General features: G+C 70.5%; 19 protein-coding genes and 1 pseudogene. 12 read left to right on the top strand and 8 right to left on the bottom strand.

What is annotated here, in order from left to right; all coding sequences use genetic code 11:
• Positions 1-4 precede the first annotated feature (4 nt).
• The 7 genes from ACFWPS_RS17880 to ACFWPS_RS17850 form a co-directional block, all read right to left on the bottom strand.
• Positions 5-1,204, bottom strand: a complete 1,200-nt coding sequence (locus ACFWPS_RS17880) for a TerD family protein (RefSeq protein WP_383706057.1) — start codon at positions 1,202-1,204, stop codon at positions 5-7.
• 52 nt (positions 1,205-1,256) lie between these two features.
• On the bottom strand, positions 1,257-2,246 hold the full coding sequence (locus tag ACFWPS_RS17875; RefSeq protein WP_383706055.1) for a zinc-dependent alcohol dehydrogenase family protein: 990 nt from the start codon (positions 2,244-2,246) through the stop codon (positions 1,257-1,259).
• A complete protein-coding gene (locus ACFWPS_RS17870; RefSeq protein WP_383706053.1) occupies positions 2,243-3,079 on the bottom strand; it encodes a carbohydrate ABC transporter permease in 837 nt (278 codons plus the stop codon). Before ACFWPS_RS17870 ends, ACFWPS_RS17875 begins: the two co-directional genes overlap by 4 nt.
• Positions 3,076-4,017: a carbohydrate ABC transporter permease gene (locus tag ACFWPS_RS17865; protein ID WP_383706051.1), complete on the bottom strand. Its 942-nt coding sequence runs from the start codon at positions 4,015-4,017 to the stop codon at positions 3,076-3,078. The genes ACFWPS_RS17870 and ACFWPS_RS17865 overlap by 4 nt, the downstream gene beginning before the upstream one ends.
• Positions 4,014-5,384, bottom strand: coding sequence for an ABC transporter substrate-binding protein (locus tag ACFWPS_RS17860; RefSeq protein ID WP_383706050.1), 1,371 nt, complete (start codon positions 5,382-5,384; stop codon positions 4,014-4,016). Before ACFWPS_RS17860 ends, ACFWPS_RS17865 begins: the two co-directional genes overlap by 4 nt.
• A 105-nt stretch (positions 5,385-5,489) precedes the next feature.
• Positions 5,490-6,260, bottom strand: a complete 771-nt coding sequence (locus ACFWPS_RS17855; RefSeq protein WP_350786403.1) for a DeoR/GlpR family DNA-binding transcription regulator — start codon at positions 6,258-6,260, stop codon at positions 5,490-5,492.
• Positions 6,261-6,561: 301 nt separating this feature from the next.
• On the bottom strand, positions 6,562-7,371 hold the full coding sequence (locus tag ACFWPS_RS17850) for an NAD-dependent epimerase/dehydratase family protein (RefSeq protein ID WP_383706048.1): 810 nt from the start codon (positions 7,369-7,371) through the stop codon (positions 6,562-6,564).
• Between the two features lie 267 nt (positions 7,372-7,638).
• On the opposite strand from ACFWPS_RS17850, the gene ACFWPS_RS17845 reads away from it, so the two are divergent.
• Together ACFWPS_RS17845 and ACFWPS_RS17840 are read left to right on the top strand one after the other, a co-directional pair.
• Positions 7,639-8,580: a 5-dehydro-4-deoxyglucarate dehydratase gene (locus ACFWPS_RS17845; protein WP_383706046.1), complete on the top strand. Its 942-nt coding sequence runs from the start codon at positions 7,639-7,641 to the stop codon at positions 8,578-8,580.
• Between the two features lie 68 nt (positions 8,581-8,648).
• Positions 8,649-9,806, top strand: coding sequence for a hypothetical protein (locus ACFWPS_RS17840; RefSeq protein WP_383706166.1), 1,158 nt, complete (start codon positions 8,649-8,651; stop codon positions 9,804-9,806).
• On the opposite strand, the gene ACFWPS_RS17835 is transcribed toward ACFWPS_RS17840, so the two are convergent.
• On the bottom strand, positions 9,749-10,978 hold the full coding sequence (locus tag ACFWPS_RS17835; RefSeq protein ID WP_383706044.1) for an MFS transporter: 1,230 nt from the start codon (positions 10,976-10,978) through the stop codon (positions 9,749-9,751). The two genes, ACFWPS_RS17840 and ACFWPS_RS17835, sit on opposite strands and share 58 nt — an antisense overlap.
• A 144-nt stretch (positions 10,979-11,122) precedes the next feature.
• Here ACFWPS_RS17835 and ACFWPS_RS17830 point away from each other — a divergent pair.
• From ACFWPS_RS17830 to ACFWPS_RS17785, 10 genes and pseudogenes are all read left to right on the top strand, one after another.
• Positions 11,123-11,500, top strand: a pseudogene (locus ACFWPS_RS17830) (DUF6010 family protein).
• 40 nt (positions 11,501-11,540) lie between these two features.
• Positions 11,541-12,122, top strand: a complete 582-nt coding sequence (locus ACFWPS_RS17825; RefSeq protein WP_383706042.1) for a TIGR03086 family metal-binding protein — start codon at positions 11,541-11,543, stop codon at positions 12,120-12,122.
• 109 nt (positions 12,123-12,231) lie between these two features.
• Entirely contained in the window at positions 12,232-12,984 is a 753-nt protein-coding gene (locus ACFWPS_RS17820) for an MBL fold metallo-hydrolase (RefSeq protein WP_383706040.1), read from the top strand.
• Between the two features lie 246 nt (positions 12,985-13,230).
• Positions 13,231-13,602 (top strand): hypothetical protein, encoded by a 372-nt coding sequence (locus ACFWPS_RS17815; RefSeq protein ID WP_383706038.1) that lies wholly within the window; start codon positions 13,231-13,233, stop codon positions 13,600-13,602.
• Between the two features lie 17 nt (positions 13,603-13,619).
• Entirely contained in the window at positions 13,620-16,055 is a 2,436-nt protein-coding gene (locus ACFWPS_RS17810) for a caspase family protein (protein ID WP_383706036.1), read from the top strand.
• A 190-nt stretch (positions 16,056-16,245) separates the two neighbouring features.
• Positions 16,246-16,902: a GntR family transcriptional regulator gene (locus ACFWPS_RS17805; protein WP_383706034.1), complete on the top strand. Its 657-nt coding sequence runs from the start codon at positions 16,246-16,248 to the stop codon at positions 16,900-16,902.
• Positions 16,899-17,810, top strand: a complete 912-nt coding sequence (locus ACFWPS_RS17800) for a dihydrodipicolinate synthase family protein (protein WP_383706032.1) — start codon at positions 16,899-16,901, stop codon at positions 17,808-17,810. Before ACFWPS_RS17805 ends, ACFWPS_RS17800 begins: the two co-directional genes overlap by 4 nt.
• The gene (araD, locus tag ACFWPS_RS17795) at positions 17,798-19,552 is read left to right on the top strand and encodes an L-arabinonate dehydratase (protein ID WP_383706030.1); all 1,755 of its coding nucleotides are present in this window, start codon (positions 17,798-17,800) and stop codon (positions 19,550-19,552) included. The genes ACFWPS_RS17800 and araD overlap by 13 nt, the downstream gene beginning before the upstream one ends.
• A gap of 97 nt (positions 19,553-19,649) precedes the next feature.
• Positions 19,650-20,585 carry a carbohydrate ABC transporter permease gene (locus ACFWPS_RS17790; protein ID WP_383706028.1) on the top strand — a complete coding sequence of 312 codons (936 nt, stop codon included), beginning with the start codon at positions 19,650-19,652 and terminating at the stop codon, positions 20,583-20,585.
• Positions 20,582-21,466, top strand: coding sequence for a carbohydrate ABC transporter permease (locus ACFWPS_RS17785; RefSeq protein ID WP_383706026.1), 885 nt, complete (start codon positions 20,582-20,584; stop codon positions 21,464-21,466). The genes ACFWPS_RS17790 and ACFWPS_RS17785 overlap by 4 nt, the downstream gene beginning before the upstream one ends.
• Positions 21,467-21,486 lie beyond the last annotated feature (20 nt).

Raw genomic sequence — 21,486 nt, 5'->3', positions numbered from 1 at the left:
CGGGTCAGAGCGCCTCCGACCCCGGCTTCACCATGTTCCGTACCGTCCGTGCCTTCACGAACGAGCCCATCGCCGTCATGTCCCACTCGCCGGAGAACTGGCGGATCAGCTTCGCCATCATCACGCCCGTCTGCGCCTCGGCGCTCGTCAGGTCGAAGCGGACCAGTTCCTCGCCGGTCGCGGCGTCCAGGAGGCGGCAGTAGGCCTTGGCGACCTCGGTGAACTTCTGGCCGGAGAACGAGTTGACCGTGAAGACCAGGCCGGTGACCTCCGGGGGGATCCGGCCGAGGTCGACCACGATCACCTCGTCGTCGCCGCCGCCCTCGCCGGTGAGGTTGTCACCGGAGTGCTTGATCGCACCGTTGAGGATGGACAGCTTGCCGAAGTAGCAGCTGTCGACGTGGTTGCGCTGTGGGCCGTACGCGATGACCGAGGCGTCCAGGTCGATGTCCTTGCCGCGGAACGCCGGCTCCCAGCCCAGGCCCATCTTGACCTGGGAGAGCAGCGGGCGGCCGCCCTTGACCAGGGACACGGTCTGGTTCTTCTGGAGGCTGACCCTGCCCTTGTCGAGGTTGATCTTCCCGGCGCCGGGAGCGGGTGCCGCGGGCGGGGCCGGAGGAGCCGCGGGGGGCGCGGGCTGGGCGACCGGAGCCGCCGGCTGGGCGACCGGGGCAGTCGGCTGGGCGACCGGGGCCGCCGGGGCGGGTGCCGGTTCCTCCACCGTCACGCCGAAGTCCGTCGCGATACCGGCCAAGCCGTCGGCGTACCCCTGGCCCACCGCGCGGGCCTTCCACGCGCCGCCCCGCAGATAGATCTCCACGACCACCAGGGCCGTCTCCGTGCCCAGCTGCGGCGGGGTGAAGGTGGCCAGCACCGAGCCGTCGTCCGCGTTGCGGATCGTCGCCGTCGGCTCGATGCCCTGGAAGGTCTGGCCCGCGGCGTCGGGGCTCGCGGTGACCACGATCTTCTCGATGCCGGGCGGCAGGGCGGCCGTGTCGACGATGATCGCGTCCGGGGACGTACCGCCGCCGGAGCGGTACGTCACACCGGGCCCGTTCGGCTGGTTGTAGAAGATGAAGTCGTCGTCGGAGCGCACCTTGCCGTCGCCCGTGAGCAGCAGGCCCGACACGTCGAGCCGCACCGGAGCGGCGACGTCCACCGCCACCCGGGGGGCGGGGAGAGGGATGTTCGAGCCAGGGGTCATAGCTGTCATGCCGGGTGAACGAACGACCTCTCTTTACCGTTCCCTTAAACTTCTACGGCACCACCACGATCTTCCGCCCCACGCCGGCCGCGAACTGCTCCAGCGCCTGCGGGTAGCTGTCCAGCGGGAGCCGGTCGCTGATGAAGACGTCCGGGTCCAGGACGCCGTTCGCGAACAGCTCCGCCGCCCGCTCGTAGCTGTGCAGGACGGCCATGGAGCCGGTGATGGTGATCTCCTGGTTGTAGATGCGGTACGGGTCGATCGTCACCCGGGTGGCGTAGTCGGCGACGCCGAACTGGAGGAACGTGCCGGCCTTGGCGACCCGCTCCAGGCCGTCCTGGATCGCCGCCGCGTTGCCGGTCGCGTCGATCACCACGTCCCAGCCCCGCGGGCGGTCCAGTTCGTCGGCGTTCGCGGCGGAGCCGGAGACGCCGAGCTGCCGTGCGGTCTCCAGGCGGGCGGGGTTCAGGTCCACCACGTCCACGCTGGCCGCGCCGGTCCGCTTGGCGAGCTCCAGCATCATCAGGCCCATGGTCCCGGAGCCGTAGATGAGGACGTGCGCGCCGAGCCGGGACTGGAGGATGTCGTAGCCGCGCACCGCGCACGACAAGGGCTCGACGAGGGCCGCGTCCTGGGTGCGGACGTGCTCGGGGAGCTTCACGCAGTTGGCGACCGGGGCCACCGCGTACTGTGCGGCCCCGCCCGGCACGGTCACGCCGATCGCGGCCCACCGCTCGCAGAGGTTGTTGTGGCCGCTGCGGCACTGCCGGCACTCGTGGCAGTACAGGGACGGGTCGACCGCGACCTGGTCGCCGATCGCCACCTCGGTCACCTGGGAGCCGACGCCGACCACCTCGCCGGCGAACTCGTGGCCCGGCACGATCGGCAGCTTGGGGGCGAACTCGCCCTGGAGGATGTGCAGGTCCGTGCCGCACAGGCCGCACGCGGCCACCTCCACGACGACCTCGCGGGGGCCCGGTGTCGGGTCGGGGACCTCGGTGACGACGGCGCGGCCCACGGACTCGATGACGGCGGCCTTCATTTGACGGCTCCCAAGGACAGGCCCTGGACGAGTTTGTCCTGGGCGGTGAACCCCGCGGCGAGCACCGGCAGGGAGACGACGAGCGACGCGGCGCACACCTTCGCCAGGAACAGGCCCTGGCTGGTGATGAAGCCGGTCAGGAAGACGGGGGCGGTCTCGGCGACCACGCCCGTCAGCACACGTGCGAAGAGCAGTTCGTTCCAGCTGAAGATGAAGCAGATCAGCGCGGTGGCGGCGACGCCCGGGAGGGAGATGGGGGCGACCACGCGCGCGAGGATCGTCGGCAGCCGGGCCCCGTCCACCCGCGCGGCCTCGATGACCTCGACCGGGACCTCGGCGAGGAAGGACTGCATCATCCACACCGCGATCGGCAGGTTCATGGAGGTGTAGAGGATGACCAGGAGCCAGATGTTGTCGAGCATCCCGGCGTTCTTCGCGAAGAGGTAGATCGGCAGCAGGCCCGCCACGGCCGGCAGCATCTTCGTGGAGAGGAAGAAGAACAGCACGTCCGTCCACTTCCGCACCCGGCGGATCGACAGCGCGTAGGCCGCCGGGAAGGCCAGCAGGAGGACGAAGAGCGTCGAGACCACCGACGCCATCGCCGAGTTGATCAGGGCGGGCCACGGGCTCGCCCCGCCGCCGACGCCGAAGAACTCGCGGTAGCTGTCCAGGGTGAGGGCGGCGGTGAAGGACGGCGGGTTGGTCGCCGCGTCCGCCTCGGAGTGGAAGGACGTCAGCGCCATCCAGGCGATGGGCAGGAAGAACACGATCCCGGTCAGCCAGGCGACCAGCCCGAGTCCGTTGCGTCGGACAACGTTCAGGGCGGTGTTCATGCGCGGGACACCTCCTCGCGGAACAGCGACGACACCACACGCAGGGCGAAGGTCGCGATGATGATCGAGCCGATGACCACCACGACGCCGGCGGCCGAGGCGAGGCCGTTCTCGTGCGCCTGGTAGAAGCTCTGGTAGACGGTGTAGGGGAGGTTGGCGGTGCCCAGGCCACCGGAGGTGATCGTGAAGACCGCGTCGAAGTTCTGCACGATGTAGATCGAGCCCAGCAGGCCGCCGAGTTCGAGGTACCGGCGCAGATGCGGGAGGGTCAGGTAGCGGAAGATCTGCCAGTCGCTCGCGCCGTCCACCCGGGCCGCCTCCAGCTGCTGCTGGTCGCGGCTCTGCAGCCCGGCCAGCAGGATGAGCATCATGAACGGCGTCCACTGCCACACCAGGGCGGCCTCGACCGCGATCAGCGGGTTGTCCGAGATCCAGTCCGGCTGGGGGCCGCCGACGTAGTGCAGCAGGCCGTTGAGCAGGCCGTACTCGGGGTTGTAGAGCACGTGCTTCCACAGCAGCGCCGCCGCGACCGGGACGATCAGGAACGGGGCGATCATCAGGGTGCGGACCACGCCCCGGCCCCGGAACTTCCGGTTCAGCAGCAGCGCCACCACCAGTCCCAGGACCAGGCTGACCAGCACCACGGTGACCGTCAGCAGGACCGTCGTCCACACCGAGTGGCGCAGGTCCGGGTCGGTCAGGACCTGGCGGTAGTTGTCGATGCCGGTGAAGTGGCGGTCCTTCGGATAGAGCGCGTTCCAGTCGAAGAACGAGATCACCACGGTCGCCACGAACGGCAGCTGGGTCACCACGATCATGAAGACCAGCGCGGGCAGCAGCGGGGCCCGGGTGGCCCAGGCCCGCAGACGGTCGGAGGGCGGCCGGGGCGCCGGCCGCGCGGAGGCGGCGGCGACCCGGGCGGAGGCGGTGGCGGTCATGATCCCTCGTACTTCTTGCCTACGGCCTCGGCGAGCTTCTGTGCCTTCTTCAGTGCGTCGTCCACGGACTGCTGGCCGGCGACGGCGGAGCTGATCTCCTGGGAGACCTTGGTGCCCAGGTCGGTGAACTCGGGGATGTCGACGAACTGGATGCCGGGCGCGGGCCGCGGCTGCACACCCGGGTCGTTGGGCTTGGCGCTGGCGATGGCGTCCCGGGTGACGTCCGCGAAGGCGGCCGCCTCCTTGCGGTACTCCGGGATGTCGTACGTCGAGGTGCGCTTGCCGGCCGGCACGTTGGCCCAGCCCGCCTTCTCGCCCACGAGCTTCTCGTAGCCCTTGCTGGACGCCCACGAGATGAACTTCCAGGCGTCGTCGGGGTTCTTGGACGCCTTCTGGATGCCCCATGCCCAGGTGTAGAGCCAGCCGGAGCTGTCGGTCTTCTCGACCGGCGCCGGGACGTAGCCCATCTTGCCCTTGACCGGGGAGCCGGTGGCCTCCAGCGAACCCGCGCCGGAGGTGGCGTCGTACCACATCGCGGTCTTGCCCTGGGTGGTGTCGTTCAGGCACTCGGCGAAGCCGGACTGGGCGGCGCCGGCCTCGCCGTGCTTGCGGACCAGGTCGACGTAGAACTGCGTGGCCTGCTTGAACTCGGGGGCGTCCAGCTGCGCCTTCCAGTCCTTGTCGAACCAGGTGCCGCCGAAGGTGTTGACGACCGTGGTCAGCGGAGCCAGCATCTCGCCCCAGCCCGGCAGCCCGCGCAGACAGATGCCCTTCATACCGGGCTCCGCGCCGTCCACCTTGGCGGCCAGGTCGGCGACCTGCTGCCAGGTGGGATGGGCCGGCATGGTCAGCCCCTTCTTCTGGAAGACGTCCTTGCGGTACATCAGGAAGGACGACTCGCCGTAGAACGGCTCTCCGTAGAGCTTGCCGTCGGCCGCGGTGAGCGCCTGCTGCATCGGCTTGAGGATGTCCTGCTGGTCGAAGGCGGTGTCCTTCTTGACGTACGAGTCGATCGGCTCCAGCCAGTTGTTCTTGGCGTAGATCGGGATCTCGTAGTTCGAGAGGGTGGCGACGTCGTACTGGCCGGCCTGGTTGGCGAAGTCCTGGCTGATCTTGTCGCGGACGTCGTTCTCGGGCAGCACGGTGAAGTTCACCTTGATCCCGGTGTCCTTGGTGAAGTTGGCGGCGGTGAGCTTCTGCAGCTCCACCATCTGCGGGTTGTTCACCATCAGGACGTTGATGGAGTGGGCGGAGGAACCACCGCCCGCGCCGGCGCCCGAGCAGCCGGCGAGCAGCGAGGTGGTCAGCGTTCCTGCGGCGGCCACCGCAAACAGGGCGCGGGGCGTTCTGCGGCTCTGGGTTCGCATGGGGTGCTCCTGGAGAAACTGATGGGGAGAACTGGGGAACTTATGGGGATATAACGTGTTCACGCGGGCGTGGAGTACTGCGGCTCGGGGACTGTCGGCGGGGTGTCAGACGCGGATGACCTGGGGGCCCTGGAGTGAGTAGCGGTGGGCTTCGGAGGCGGGCAGCAGGGTGCTGGTGACGATGGTCTCCAGCTCGCCGATCTCCGCGAACCGGCAGAAGCTGACCGCCCCGAACTTGGTGTGCACGCCCGCGAACACGGTGCGGCGCGCGGCCCGGATCGCCTGCGCCTTCACCTCGCTGACCGCCGGGTCGGGGGTGGTCAGGCCGTGTTCGCGGGAGATGCCGTTGGCGCCGATGTAGGCGAGGTCGATGACGAAGCCGGCGAGCATCTTCGTCGTCCAGTGGTCGACGGTGGCGAGGGTGCCGGAGCGGACCCGGCCGCCGAGCAGCAGGACGGAGACGTTCTCGGCCTCCGCGAGCGCGCCCGCCACCGGCAGGGACGCGGTGACCACGGTCAGCGGCCGGTCCCCGGGCAGCGCCTCGGCGATGAGCTGGGGGGTGAAGCCCTCGTCGACGAAGACGGTCTCGGCGTCGCCGATCAGCTCGGCGGCGGCGGACGCGATCCGGCGCTTCTCCGGGACATGGCTGGTCGACCGGAACGCGAGCGTGGTCTCGAAACCGGCGCTCTCCACCGGGTAGGCGCCGCCGTGGGTTCGCCGCACCAGCCCGTGGTCCTCCAGCGCGCGCAGATCGCGCCGGATGGTCTCCTTGGCCACGCCCAGTTCCGCGGCGAGCGCGGTGACGTCCACGGAACCGGTGGTCCGGGCGGCCCGCACGATCTCGCGCTGGCGCTCTTCCGCCGTCCTGGTGGTCATACCGTCACCCACTTCCCTGTGGAGCTGCCCGTTCGGGCCATGGGGGAAGTTGTACCTCCGGCGCACGGCCCTGACCAGGCCTGTTGCGAACCCGATGCTGCCCGTATACGCCCGGTTGCGCTCAGGCGTGCCCGTCTCGGACCTGGGGCGCTGCTGTGGGTGACGTGAGATCGGGCATGATCTGTGCCCGAATCGGAAGCGGACGGGCCCGTTCGGTGCCCGTCCGCTGTTTCGAACGATGGTTTTCGGTACTGCTTCGGTACGTCCTGGGCTTCGGTACGTCCTCGGTTTCGGAACGTCCTCAGTACGGCCAGATCGGCGGGTCGTTCACGAAGCGGCCGCCCAGGTGGGTGTGGGCCGGGTTCTCCGGGTCCAGCTCGCCGTGCTCGGCGATCAGCTTCGCGGCGAACTGCTCGGAGTCGTCCTGCGGCTCGTAGCCGAGCGCCCGCGCGGTGCTCAGGTCCCACCACAGCCTGGTGTTGGCGGAGGAGCCGTAGACGACGGTGTGGCCGACCTCCCCGGCGGTCAGGGCCGCGTGGAAGAGACGGGCGCCGTCGGCGGGGCTCATCCACACCGAGAGCATCCGCACGTCGGCCGGCTCCGCGAAGCAGGAGCCGATGCGGACGGAGACGGTCTCCAGGCCGTGCTTGTCCCAGTACAGCTGGGCGAGGTCCTCGCCGAACGCCTTGGACAGGCCGTAGTAGGTGTCCGGGCGGCGCGGGGTGTCGATCGCGATGAGGGGGTCGCCCGCGCCCGGGGCCGGGGTGAAGCCGACGGCGTGGTTGGAGGAGGCGAAGACGATGCGCGGGACGCCCTCCTGGCGGGCGGCCTCGTACAGGTTGTAGGTGCCCTCGATGTTCGAGCGGAGGATCTTCTCGAAGGGCGCCTCCAGGGAGATCCCCGCGAGGTGGAGCACGGCGTCCACGCCCCGCACCGCCTCGCGCAGCGCCGCCGTGTCGCCGAGATCGGCGGTGATCGCGTCCGGTTCGCCCTCGATCGGGCGCACGTCGAACAGGCGCAGCTCGTAGCCGTACTCCGGGAGCAGGGACCGCATCAGGGTGCCGAGTCCGCCGGCGGCACCGGTGAGCAGTAGCGTGCGGGGAGTGGGCATCCACGGTCTCCTTGGATCAAGTGCCGGTCGCATCCGTGTATGGAATTCACATTCATGGACACGCTAGGGAGGTGTCACGTGCCGAGTCAAGTGTGCCGTGGAGTGCGGGAATCCGCTCGACTGTTGGTCGTTTGTCGCCTTGACCGGCCCGGAGGCTGCCTCGTAACGTGGTCACGTTCATGAATATAGACATCGATCAGAGACATGCATCGCCTTGTCGATCTGCTCTGCAGCGAACGGTGTCGACCGCCTCGACAGGGAGCGCCCGTGACGCCAGCCCCTCTCGCCGCCCGGCTTCGTGACCCGCGCGGGCCGCTCTTCTTCCCCGTCACCGCCTACGGCCCCGACGGCTCCCTCGACCTCGACGCCTACCGCGAGCATGTCGGCCGGGGCGTCGAGGCCGGCGCCGCCGCCGTCTTCGCCTGCTGTGGCACGGGGGAGTTCCACGCTCTGCTGCCCGAGGAGTTCGAGGCCTGCGTGGGCGCGGCCGTGGCGGCGGCCGACGGACGGGTACCGGTGGTGGCCGGCGCCGGCTACGGCACCGCGCTCGCCGTACGCTACGCGCGTCTCGCCGAGGCCGCGGGCGCCGACGGCCTGCTCGCCATGCCGCCCTACCTGGTGGTCGCCGGCCAGGAGGGCCTGCTGCGGCACTACCGGGAAGTGGCGGCGGCCACCGGCCTCCCCGTGATCGTCTACCAGCGGGACAACGCCGTCTTCACCCCGCCCACGGTCGTCGAACTCGCCCGCACCGAGGGCATCATCGGCTTCAAGGACGGCCTCGGCGACCTGGACCTCATGCAGCGCATCGTCAGCGCCGTCCGCACCGAGGTCCCGGGCGACTTCCTCTACTTCAACGGCCTGCCCACCGCCGAACAGACCCAGCTCGCCTACCAGGCCATCGGCATCGACCTCTACTCCTCCGCCGTCTTCTGCTTCGTCCCCGAGATCGCCCTCGCCTTCCACGCCGCCCTGCGCGACGGGGACAGGGCGACGGCCGAGCGCCTGCTGGACGGCTTCTACCGCCCGTTCGTCGAACTCCGCGCCCAGGGCCGGGGATACGCCGTCTCGCTCGTCAAGGCCGGGGTACGGCTGCGCGGCCTGGAGGTCGGCGAGGTCCGCCCCCCGCTGCACGAGCCGGCCGAGGACCACGTGAAGCAGCTCGCCCAGCTGATCGAGCGCGGGTACGCGCTGCTGGAGGAGGACGCGTGAGCGCGACCGGAGCAGGACCATCGCGCGCGACCGGAGCAGGACGATCGCGCGCGTCCGGAGAAGGCCGGCTGAAGGCGTCGGCGTTCGTCTACCCCTGGGACGTGACCGGGGACCCGGAGGCCGCGGACCGCATCGCCGGGCTCGGCGTGCACCAGGCGACCCTCGCCTCCGCCTACCACTCCACCCGGGCACTGACCCCCCGCCACCCCCGCCACCGCATCGTCACCGCCGAACACGCCGCCGTCTACTACCCGGCGGACGACCGCTGGACCGGCCGGGCACTGCGCCCCTACCCGGCCGGCGACTGGGCACCGGGCGACGCCTACGGCGAGGCGGCCGAAGCCCTGCGCGGCGCCGGCCTCGACGTCCACACCTGGGTGATCCTCGCCCACAACTCCCGCCTGGGCGCCGAGCATCCGGACACCTCGGTCGTCAACGCCTACGGCGACCGCTACCCCTGGGCACCCTGCATCGCCCAGCCCGCCACGCGCGCGTACCTGGCCGACCTCGCCGCCGAGGCCGCCGTACGCCCCGGCGCGGCCGGCACCGAACTGGAGTCCCTCGGCTGGTACGGCCTCCAGCACCTGCACGCCCACGACAAGACCGCCGGGGTCGGCCTGGGGGGCGCCGGCCAGTACCTGATGGCGCTCTGCTTCTGCCCCACCTGCCGGACCGGGTACGGCGAACAGGGCCTGGCCGCCGACGAGCTGGCCGCCGCTGTACGGGAGGCCCTGGAGCCGCTCTGGCGGGGCGCCGGTGACGACGCCGGCTGGCCGACGGTGGAGAAGCTGCTCGGCGAGCCGGTGGCGGCCGCCACGCGCGCGTGGCGCGACGGACAGGCCCGCACACTCCAGGAGACGGCCGTGTCCGCCGTACGCGCCGCGGCGCCCGCGGGCTTCCAGGTGCTCCTGCACGCGGACCCGGTGACGTACCACTGCGGAGCCAACGCCGGAGTGGACCCGGCCTGGATCCTGTCCGTCGCGGACGGCGTCGTGGTCCCGTGCGCGGGCGGTACGGCCCTGTTGGCCCCCTTCGCCGAGCACGCGCGGCACGACACCGTCCTGGCCGCCAACTTCACGGTGGTCTCCGGGATGGGCGGCAGCCCCGGGACCCTCGCGGCCGACGCGGCGCGTGCCCGTGACCGGGGCGCCACCGAACTGCGGCTGTATCACGCCGGGTTGGCGTCCGACGGTGACCTGGCGGCGGTGCGGGAGGCGTTGCGCTGAGCCAGTGACCCGGCGGTCGCCAGCAGCGCGCCGCCGAGGAGCAGCAACAGCGGCCGGTGGTCGACGAGTTCGACGAGGGCGGCCCCGACGGCCAGTCCGATCACGTTCGGTGTGAACATCAGCGTGTCGGCCGTCGCGGTCGCCCGCCCCAGCGCGGCGGCCGGGATCTCGCGCTGTACGGCGGTGTAGGCGGCGATCAGGACGCAGGGCAGGCCCAGACCGGCCGCGAGGCTGCACGCGAGGAGTGCTGTGTCACATGGCACCACCCGCCCCGCCACCGCCACCCCCGTCAGCGCGATCCCGTACGCCGCGAACCGCCGCTCCCCGAGCCGCCGCAGCAGGGGTCCGGAGACCAGCCCGACACCGACCGAGCCGACGCCCTGGACGGCGTACATCACCCCCGTGTAGGCGGGGGAGCGGCCGAGGGCGTCCACCACGGCGTAGTTCAGGCTGCTGCCGAGCGAGGCGAGGCACATCGTGGCGCCGCCGGCCCGGACCAGCGGCCGCAGGGCCGGGTGCGCCCAGAGCAGCCGGACCCCCTCGGCGGTCTGCCCCCGCCAGGTGCCGCGCGCCCGTTCGGGCCGCTCCTCCCGCACCCGGAGCAGCGCGCACAGCCCTGCCGCCAGCACGAAGGTGCAGGCGTCCAGCAACGCCACGCTCGGCCCGCCGTACGCCGTGTACAGCGCGGCGCCGGTCAGCGGGGCGACCAGCTTCATGCCCTCGCGGGCGGTCATCCGCAGCCCGTTGAAGTCGCCGAGGAGGGCGGGGTCGACGGCGGCGACGACGAGGGCGGATTCGGCCGCGTCCTCGACCACGCCCGCCGCGCCGTAGAGGAGGAGGACGGCGAAGAGCAGCCGGACGTCGGCAGGGGAGGAGACCGTCCAGAGGGACAGCAGGAGGAGGGCCAGGGCGAGGTTCGTGCGGATCACCAGGGGTTTGCGGCGCACGCGGTCGGCGAGGGTGCCGAGGACGGGGCCGAGGAGGGTGGGGGCCCAGAGGGCGGCGGTGCAGAGGGCGGCGAGGCCGTCGGAGCCGGTGAGGTCCTTGACCCAGACGCCCGAGACGAGCCAGAGCGCGGAGGTGCCGAAGCCGGAGACCACGACGCCGGTGAGGTACAGGGCCGCGTTGCGGTCGCGGAGCAGGCGGGCCACGGCCCATGAGGTGGGTGTCATGCCTGGTCATCGTGGATCTAAGGCGGGGGTGACCGGATCGGGCAGGTGCCTTAGAACGCGGTGCGGATAGTCCGGCGGGAATCCGTCGGAACCTGTCCGTCATGCCCATGGGGCGGGTACGGCCGCGACTTTACGGTCGGCTTCATGCGCTACGTCCTCCTCATGTCCCTCATCCGCGAACCGCACCGGCGCCGCCTCAACGCGGTGATGGTGGCCGGCGCGGGGGCCGCGTACCTGAGCGGCGGCGGCCTGGGCGGCTGGGAGTTCGCGTTCACCGCACTGGCCACCGGTGTCGCCTACCGCGGCCTGGACTCCTGGACCTTCATCGGCGTCGGCTGGCTGATGCACACGACGTGGGACATCGTCCACGACATCAAGGGCTCGCCGCTGATCCCGTTCCTCCTCGACTCGTCGTTCGGGTGTGCGATCTGAGACCCCGTGATCGCGCTGTGGTGCTTCCTGGGCGGGGTGTCGGTATGGCGGATCGATGAGTTTCGCAAGGCGGCCCGGTCCACCCCTTGAAGCAGACGGCGACCGAGCCGGTGCACCGGGAGGCAGCGCAATGACTGGTACGACCATGATCGACCTGGGCCCGCAGGCGAGGATCGTGGCGGAACTCGCGGAGCGGGTGGCGGACGGGCAGCTCGCGGAGTCGACGCCGTGTCCGGACTACGCGGTCCGCCACCTGCTGGGCCATGTGGCGGGCCTGTCCGTGGCCTTCCGGGACGCGGCCCACAAGAACCTGGGGACCACCACCGACCACCGCCCCGACGCGTCGCTGCCGGTACTCGGACCGGAGTGGCGGCAGGAACTGCCCAAGGCGCTCGACGCACTGGCGGAGGCCTGGCGGGACCCGTCCGCGTGGGACGGCATGACGCGTGCCGGCGGGGTCGACCTGCCCGGCGGGGTGGCGGGCGCGGTGGCCGCCGACGAACTGGTCGTCCACGGCTGGGACCTGGCCCGGGCCACCGGCCAGGAGTACGTCCCGGACCCGGCGGCGCTGGAGGCGGCGTACGGCTTCCTGCGGATGGCGGCGGCGGGCGACCGCGGCCCGTTCGGCCCCCTCGTGCCGGTGCCGGAGGGCGCGCGGTTGCTGGACCGCGCGGTGGGCCTGAGCGGCCGGGACCCGGGATGGAAGCCCTGAGGGGCAGGCCGAAAGGGGGTCGGCGGTGAGAGGCCGGCCCATGGGGGCCAAGCCGTGAAAGAGCTCGATCAGTGAGCGGGCGGAGGCCCGGATCCGTACTCTCCTCGCCATGCCATTGAGCCTCACCGTCCTCGGCACCGCCTCTCCCTGCCCTCGGCCCGGGCGCCCGTGCTCCGGTTACCTGGTGCGGGGCGGGGGCGCCGAGGTGTGGGTGGACGCGGGGACGGGGACGTTCGCGGAACTGCAGCGGCACACGGACCCGGCGCGGCTCACGGCGATCTGGATCTCGCATCTGCACGCGGATCACAGTGCGGATCTGCTGGCCGCCGCCTACGCCTACGCCTTCGGCGGACTGACACCGGCCGCACCGATCCCGGTCTACGCGCCACAGGAGTGCGCGCAGCGGCTGGCGGGCTTCTTCGGCCGGCCGGATCTGGGCTTCCTGGGCGGGGTGTTCGACTTCCGGCCGCTGTACGACGGCCACGCCGTCCAGCACTGGAACCTGCGGCTCGCCACCCGGGCGGTGGCCCACGGCACCGAGGCCTACGGGCTGCGCGCCGAGTGCCAGGGGAGCGTGCTCGCGTACTCCGGAGACAGCGGACCGTGCGCCGCCCTCGCCGAGCTGGCCGTCCGGGCGGATGTCTTCCTGTGCGAGGCCGACCTCGACAGGCATCGTGGGGGCGAACGGGTTCATCTGACCCCGGAGGACGCGGGACGGATCGCCCGGGAGGCGGGGGCGCGGGAACTGCTCATCACCCATGTGGGGCCGGCACTGACCCGGGAGATGGCGGCCGCCCGGGCGGGAGTGGTGTCGGGACGGCCCACCAGTGTGGCGCGCGAGGGGGAGGCGAGGGGTTTCTGAGGTGCTCGCGGCATGGTGTGCTCGCGACACGGTGTGCTCGACACGGTGTGCTCGCGACACGGCGGCATTCCACCCGCCGGTTCCCAGGACCGCACTGCATTCCCTGCTTTCCACCCAATACCGTTCACCGCCACGGGCCATGGGCCGATTCCGCCAACTTCCCCTCGGGCATAAGGAGTTCACGGTACGATCCGTCTGATCTCGTCGTCTTCTGCCGCACCTGACCCGCTGTGGGGGATGGTTCCCGTGGACGTAAAGCTCTTCATCGAGCAGCAACCCGGCGAAGAATCCAGCGACCTGAGTGAGTTCGCCGAAGATCTGAAATCGGAACTCGCTCATTCCGGCAAGGGTGATGTCGACCTCCTGTTCGAGGAGGCGGAGCCCGGTGCTCCCGTTACGCGAGGAGCCCTGGCGGTGGTCGGCGCACTGTTCGTGCGGCTGGAGGAAATCGGCTGGCTGCGGGACCTGCTGCATTCCCTGTTCAACTGGATGACGCGTACGGATCGTGCGGTGGAGATTTCCGTGGACGGCGTCGAAATGAAACTCACAAGGGCGACGCCGGAGCAGCAGCAGAGGATCATCCAGGCGGTTCTGGACCGTATCGCTGCCGACTCCTGAAACGAGAGGCCGAGGCGATGACACAAGCTGTGCGTCGGCTCTTCTACGCACTGGGCGCGGCGGACTACCACGCGGACCGGCAACTCGCTCCGCTCACGGGCGTGGAAGAGGACCTCATCCGGATGACCGAGTTGTTCACTCGCGAGTTCGCCTACGAACCCCGCCCGCCGGAACCGTTCCTCGACAGAACCGCGGAAGAGGTGCGCACCCACCTGGTGTCCCCCGGCGACGAACCGTTCACGGGAGCCGACACGGTCGTGGTCTACTACGCCGGTCACGGAGAACACATAGGCGACCGCCACTACCTGATGTGCCCGGACAGCCGGCGCATGAAGCCCACCTCGACGGCTCTGCCCACCGAGGACCTGGTGCGGATCTTCACCGAGCGCAATGTACGGCGGCTGCTGCTCGTAGTCGACACCTGTTACGCGGCCCGTGGTGCGACCGACGCCATACGCGAAGTCGCCCACCAGGCAGCCCTCGACATGGGCAGGCAGAACGAGGCGTTCAACGGCAGGCTGGTCTCTTTTTCGATCATCTCCGCCGCGCGCAAATACCAGAGGGCCGCCGATTCCGCCTTCCGTACCGCACTGGAAAGCGCGATCGGGAGTGGCGAGTGCGGTGGAATACGCTCCAGGAAGCTGCTGCTGGAGACGGTCGTCGAAGTTGTCAGTGAGAAACTCAAGGAACAGGGTCACGACCAACAGGACGCCACACTCGCAACGCTGCTGACCGACCGCGACGATCCGCCGTTTCTCCCCAACCCGCGCTACGATCCGGACGCTCCGCCGGAGTCCGTCAGCGTCGCGGAACTGAGGAACTGGTCCCACAGCGCGCTGCCCCCGAACGAGAAGCGGGCAGCGGGGGCGGGCTGCTTCACCGGTCGCACCGAGGCCCTCGATCACCTCAGGACCTGGGTGTTCCACACCGAGGACACAAGCCGCCCGCTCGCGGTGACCGGAGCACCGGGAACGGGAAAGACGGCGCTGCTGACGGAATTCCGGCGGCTGATGAAGGCGGAGACCGGAGAGCCGGGCAAACCGCCACCGCTGACGGTCGCTCTCGTCGACGCACGTGACAAATCACGGGACGACCTCGTCAGAGAGGTCGCCATAGCCGAGGGTGTCGCTCCTGAAACGCACTACGGCCCACTCAAAACCCTGTTGCGCCGGCGCCTTCGCCCGTTCGTCCTGCTGGTCGACGCCGTGGGTGAGGCACCCGAAACGGCGGGTTCCGAACGCCCCGGGGAAATCGCCGAGCTCTTGCGGGACCTGGCCGAACTGCCCATGATGCGCGTGATCACGGCAGTGCCCACCGCACTCCTCACCGAGCTGGGCCCCGGCGAGCACCTCGACCTGGACGACCCTCGATGGAACAGTGAAGCCGACCTGCACGCCTACGCCACCCGGCTGCTGCTCCATCCGTACGGTCCCGGAGGCGAAGCGGTCCGCTCCGCCGACGAGGCTTCGCAACAGGCGGGGGCGATCGTGGCCCGCTCCCACGGCAACCGTCTCCTGGTCCGTCTGCTGGCGCAGTGGCCGACGGCGGCGCACGGACCTTCTCCTGACCCGCTCGGCCCCGAGACCGAGGACGGTACGCCGAGCGCCGACCCGCGGACGATCGGGCGGCTGTTCCGCGAGGCGCTACGCGCGAGGTGCTCCGACGACGGTGAGTTCAGGACCATGGCGGCTCTTCTCAGCGGCCTGGCCTTCTCCCACGGAGCGGGACTTCCGTGGGGCGGACGGCTGTGGCCACGGGTGATGGCGAAGGTCTTCAACAACGGCGAACCACTCCACAGCAGGGATGTCCGAAGGCTGCTCGAAGTGGCCGGCCCCTTCCTGGTGGAAGCGCTCGACTCCGCCGGGCGAACCGTCTACCGGCTGTATCACGAGACATTCGCCGAGGAACTCCGCGCCACGGCACCGGCACGCGCCCGCGAGGACATCGCCGCCGCGCTGCGGGAGGAACTCAAGGAGCGATACCAGGAGCAGAACGACCGCCCCGCCGACCTCTACCTGCGTGCCCATCTGCCGGCCCACGCCGCGGACGTCGGTGCCGTCCGGGACCTCCTCCAGGACCCCTGCTTCGTCGCCACGACCGACTCCGCCACGATCGAGCGCATGCTGAACGACGACCCGGACGCCTGGCAGGAGGCGCACGCGGCGCTGGGCTTCATGGAGTTGCGGGACCTCGGGCAGGACGGGATCACGGACCAGCAGCTTCTTTGGATCGTCGGGTCCGTGTGGCAGTCCCGGACCATGCTCCTGCGTCTCGTCCTGGACCACACGCCGCCCCTCGACGGCTTCAGCACCATCATGACCATCGGGTGCAGGGGGCGGGTGGCGCACCGGCGCATGACCGCGGAAGACGGGCGGCACAGGATCGTCGTGGAGACCTCGTCCGACGGAGACCTCGTCGTCAACGTGCTGCGCAACGGCACCGCGAGGACGTAAGCAGTCGCCCCACGGGCAGGGGGCCGGCGCTGCCCGCACCGGCCACCTCTGTCAGAAGCATTGACGAAACACGGCCGTCCTCCTACCTTCATCCGCGTCGCACTTCATACGTCATATATGAGACGCGATACGCGAGATCAGATACGTCAGATCAGGTCCCGCACCTGATACGTGACCCCGAGAGGCGCGCATGACCTCTGTGCCCATGCCGATTCCGTCCCGTACGCAGTTCGTGCTGGACGCGATCAAACACCGCATCCTGACCGGGCAGCTGACGCCGGGTCAGGCCCTGGTGGAGACCGAGCTCGCCGCCCAGTTCGGGGTGTCCAAGACCCCCGTGCGGGAGGCGCTCAAGACCCTCGCCGGGACCGGGCTGGTCGTGATGAGCCAGTACAAGGGCGTCACGGTGCGCATGGTGGACGCGGACATGGCGCGCGAGGTCTACGACGTACGGCTGCTCCTGGAACCCGAGGCCCTCCGGCGGGCCGTGCGGCGCGACGCCTCCCTCGATGCCGCGCGTGACGCCCTCACCCGCGCCGACGACGCCGGCGACACCGCCGAACGCTCCCTCGCCAACCGCGACTTCCACCGCGCTCTCTACCTCCCGTGCGGCAACCCGCTCCTCGGCCGGATGCTCGACGAGGTCCGCGACCAGGCCGCCCTCGTCTCCGCCGTCGCCTGGGCCGCCTCCCCCTCCTGGGAACAGGAGGCCGGTGAGCACCGCGAGATCCTGCGGCTGGCACTCGCGGGCGACGCCGACGGTGCCGCCCGCACCCTGCACGCCCACATCGCGTCCTTCGTCGACCGGGCGTTCCCCCGGGCGGCCGACCAGGAAGGCCAGGAATGAGCAGCGTGGCGTTCGAGACCCAACGGGCGGCCCTGGCCGACGTGGTGGCCATCCCGGTGACCCCCTTCGCCGTGGACGGCAGCGTCGACCAGGACGCCCACCGGGCCCTGCTGCGCCGGCTCCTCGACGGCGGCGTGCGCACCCTGACCCCCAACGGCAACACCGGCGAGTTCTACGCCCTCGCCCCCGAGGAGCGGCAGCTCGTCACCGAGTCGACCCTCGCCGAGGCAGGGGCGCGGGCCGCCGTCCTCGTCGGCGTCGGGCACGACATCCCCACCGCCGTCGCCTCCGCCCGGCACGCCCGCGAGCACGGCGCACACATGGTGATGGTCCATCAGCCCATTCACCCGTACGTCTCGCAGGCCGGCTGGGTCGACTACCACCGGGCCATCGCCGCGTCCGTCCCCGACCTCGGCGTCGTCCCGTACGTCCGCAACGCCCAGCTCCCCGGCGCCCGCCTCGCCGAACTCGCCGACGCCTGCCCCAACGTGATCGGCGTCAAGTACGCCGTCCCGGACGCCGCCAAGTTCGCCGCCTTCGCCCGTGACGCGGGGCTCGACCGCTTCGTCTGGGTCGCGGGGCTCGCCGAACCCTACGCACCCTCCTACTTCTCGGCCGGCGCCACCGGCTTCACCTCCGGCCTCGTGAACGTCTCCCCGGCCGTTTCGCTGAATATGATCGAAGCGCTTCGATCGGGAGACTACCCGGCCGCCATGAAGGTCTGGGAACAGATCCGCCGCTTCGAGGAACTCCGCGCCGCGAACGGCTCCGCCGACAACGTCACCGTCGTCAAGGAAGCGCTTGCCTCCCTCGGCCTCTGCCGCCGCGACGTCCGCCCGCCCAGCAGGCTGCTGCCCGAGGAACGGCGCGCCGAGGTCGCCGCCATAGCCGCCGGATGGTCCCTGTGAACGCCGGCGGGAACATCCCGCGCAAGCGGCCCGAAGAGCTGAGAAGCCACCAGTGGTACGGCACCGACGGGCTCCGCTCCTTCAGTCACCGCGCCCGCACCCGCCAGCTCGGCTACCTCCCCGAGGAGCACCTCGGCAAGCCGGTCATCGCGGTCCTCAACACCTGGTCGGACATCAACCCCTGTCATGTGCACCTCCGTGACCGGGCGCAGGCGGTCAAGCGGGGTGTCTGGCAGGCGGGCGGATTCCCGCTGGAGTTCCCGGTCGCCACCCTCTCGGAGACCTTCCAGAAGCCGACCCCCATGCTCTACCGCAACCTCCTCGCCATGGAGACCGAGGAACTGCTGCGGTCGTACCCGGTCGACGGGGCCGTGCTGATGGGCGGCTGCGACAAGTCCACCCCGGCGCTCCTCATGGGCGCGGCCTCCGTCGACCTGCCCACCGTCTTCGTGCCCGCGGGCCCCATGCTCCCCGGGCACTGGCGGGGCGAGGTCCTCGGCTCCGGCACCGACATGTGGAAGTACTGGGACGACAAGCGCGCCGGTCTCATCGGCGACTGCGAGATGGCGGAGCTGGAGAGCGGGCTCGCCCGCTCGCCCGGTCACTGCATGACCATGGGGACCGCCTCCACCCTCACCGCCGCCGCCGAGGCGCTCGGCGTGACCGTCCCGGGCGCGTCCAGCATCCCGGCCGTCGACTCCGGGCACGACCGGATGGCCGCCAGATCCGGGATGCGCGTCGTCGAACTCGTCCACCGGGACCTCAGGCTCTCCCGGCTCCTCACCCCCGAGGCCTTCGAGGACGCCGTCACCACCGTCCTCGGGCTGGGCGGCTCCACCAACGCCGTCATCCACCTCATCGCCATGGCCGGACGCGCGGGGGTGCGGCTCACCCTCGACGACTTCGACCGCATCGCCCGCACCGTGCCCGTCCTCGCCAACGTCCGCCCCGGCGGCCGGCGGTACCTCATGGAGGACTTCCACTTCGCGGGCGGCCTCCCCGGCTTCCTCTCCCGCATCCCCGACCTGCTCCACCTGGACCGGCCCACGGTGTCGTACGACACCTACCGCGAGCAGCTCGCCGGCGCCCGGGTGCACGACGACGACGTCATCCGGCCGCGGTCCAACCCGGTGGCAGCCCAAGGCGGAGTCGCGGTGCTGCGCGGCAACCTCTGCCCGGACGGCGCGGTCATCAAGCACATCGCCGCCGAGCCCCACCTGCTCAAGCACACCGGAACGGCGGTCGTCTTCGACGACTACCGGACCATGCAGCGCACCATCGACGATCCGTCGCTGGGCATCACCGCCGACAGCGTGCTCGTCCTGCGCAACGCCGGGCCCAAGGGCGGCCCCGGCATGCCCGAGTACGGCATGCTGCCCATCCCCGACCACCTCCTCAAGCAGGGCGTGCGGGACATGGTGCGGATCTCCGACGCCCGGATGAGCGGCACCAGTTACGGCGCCTGCGTGCTGCACATCGCGCCGGAGTCGTACGTCGGCGGACCCCTCGCACTCGTCCGCACCGGGGACTCCGTCACCCTCGACGTCGCGGCCCGCACCCTCCGGCTCGACGTGGACGACGAGGAGCTGGCGCGCCGTCGGGCCGCGTGGACGCCGCCGCCCCCGCGGTACGGGCGCGGCTACGGCGCGCTCTACGACCAGCAGATCACCCAGGCCGACACCGGCTGCGACTTCGAGTTCCTGGCCCGGCCGGGAGAAGTGCCCGACCCGTACGCGGGCTGACTCTCTCTGACGATCGTCGAAGCGCTTCAACCACGTGCATCTAGCAAGCGCTTCCTGCACTCACTGTAAGTGCCCCACTGCGAACGGAGAACAGGTCATGGCCCAAGCCGCAGCCGTGGCGAAACCGCCCGCGCCACCCCGGCCGCGCCGTGCCTCCGCGACGCCGCGCAGGCTGCCGTACCTGCTGATCGCCCCGGCGGCCCTGCTGATGCTGGGCTTCATCGCCTACCCGGTGCTCAGCGTCTTCTACTACAGCCTGCAGAACTACAACCCGACCAAGCCCTGGCGGAACGGCTTCGCGGGCTTCGGCAACTTCACGCAGGCCTTCGCGCACGACCCGCAGTTCTGGGACACACTGACCTTCAGCGCCAAGTGGGTCGTGGTGGAAGTCGGGTTGCAGCTGCTGTTCGGGCTCGCGCTCGCGCTGATCGTCAACCAGACCTTCGCGGGGCGGGCGTTGGGACGGGCACTGGTCTTCTCGCCGTGGGCGGTCTCCGGTGTGCTGACCTCGGCGATCTGGGTGCTGCTCTACAACTCCCAGACGGGCATCACGCGTTATCTCGCCGACGCGGGGATCGGGTCCTACGGCACCAGTTGGCTCTCCGACACCTCGACCGTCTTTCCGGCGGCCGTCGTCGCCGACCTCTGGCGGGGCGTCCCCTTCTTCGCGATCCTCATCCTCGCCGACCTCCAGTCCGTGTCCAAGGACCTGTACGAGGCGGCGGAAGTCGACGGGGCGAGCCGCCTCAAGCAGTTCTGGCACATCACCCTGCCGCACCTCAAGGACGCCATCGTCCTGTCCACGCTGCTGCGGGCGGTGTGGGAGTTCAACAACGTCGACCTGCTCTACACCCTGACCGGAGGCGGTCCGGCGGGGGAGACGACGACCCTTCCCCTCTACATCGCCAACACCAGCGTCGACGCCCACAACTTCGGCTACGCGTCCGCACTGACCACGGTGGCCTTCGTGATCCTGCTCTTCTGCTCCGTCGTCTACCTGCGGCTGAGCAAGTTCGGAGGCGAGGCGAAGTGATCACCGAGATCGCCCCCGCGGCCGAGTCCGTCGTGTCCGAGCCCGTCCGGCCCGGGAAGAAGCGCCGCGCCTGGGACGAGGTCCCCCGCCGGCAGATCTACCTCCCCCTCGGGATCTACCTCCTCTTCACCCTGATCCCCTTCTACTGGATCCTGCTCTTCGCCCTCCGCCCGGCCGGCTCCACCTCCCTCGTCCCCTGGCCGGTCACCTTCGACCACTTCCGGAAGGTGTGGACCGAGCGCAGCTTCGGCACCTACTTCACCAACAGCGTCTACGTCGGGGTCTCGACCCTGGTGCTGACCACGGTCGTCGCGCTGGCCGGCGGCTATGCCCTCGCCCGCTTCGACTTCCGGCTCAAGCGCGGCTTCATGCTCGCCCTGCTCTGCTCCCAGTTCGTGCCGGGCGCGCTGCTCCTCGTCCCGCTCTTCCAGATCTTCGCCCGGCTCCAGATGATCAACTCTCTCGGCAGTGTGATCATTGCCGAGACCGTCTTCCAGCTCCCGCTGTCGATGATCCTGATCAGCGGCTTCATCCGGAACGTGCCGTACTCCCTGGAGGAAGCGGCCTGGGTCGACGGCTGCAACCGGCTCACCGCCTTCCGGATCGTCGTCCTGCCGCTGCTGCGGCCCGGGCTGATCGCGGTCGGCTCCTTCGCCTTCGTGCACGCCTGGAACCACTTCCTGTTCGCCCTGATGTTCCTGTCGGACCAGAGCAAGCAGACCATCCCCGTCGGCCTCAACACCCTGATGAGCTCCGACAGCGTGGACCTGGGCGCGCTGGCCGCGGGCGGGATCATCGCCGCCGTACCCGTCGTGATCGTCTTCGCCTTCATCCAGAAGTGGCTGATCACCGGCTTCAGCGCGGGGGCGGTGAAGGGATGAGACACCTCACGGGCGGCCCG

This window comes from Streptomyces sp. NPDC058457, from assembly GCF_042720695.1.
Taxonomy (GTDB): Bacteria; Actinomycetota; Actinomycetes; order Streptomycetales; family Streptomycetaceae; genus Streptomyces.
Note: the sequence above shows the minus strand (reverse complement) of the source record. Positions and strands in the feature narration are given on the sequence as shown.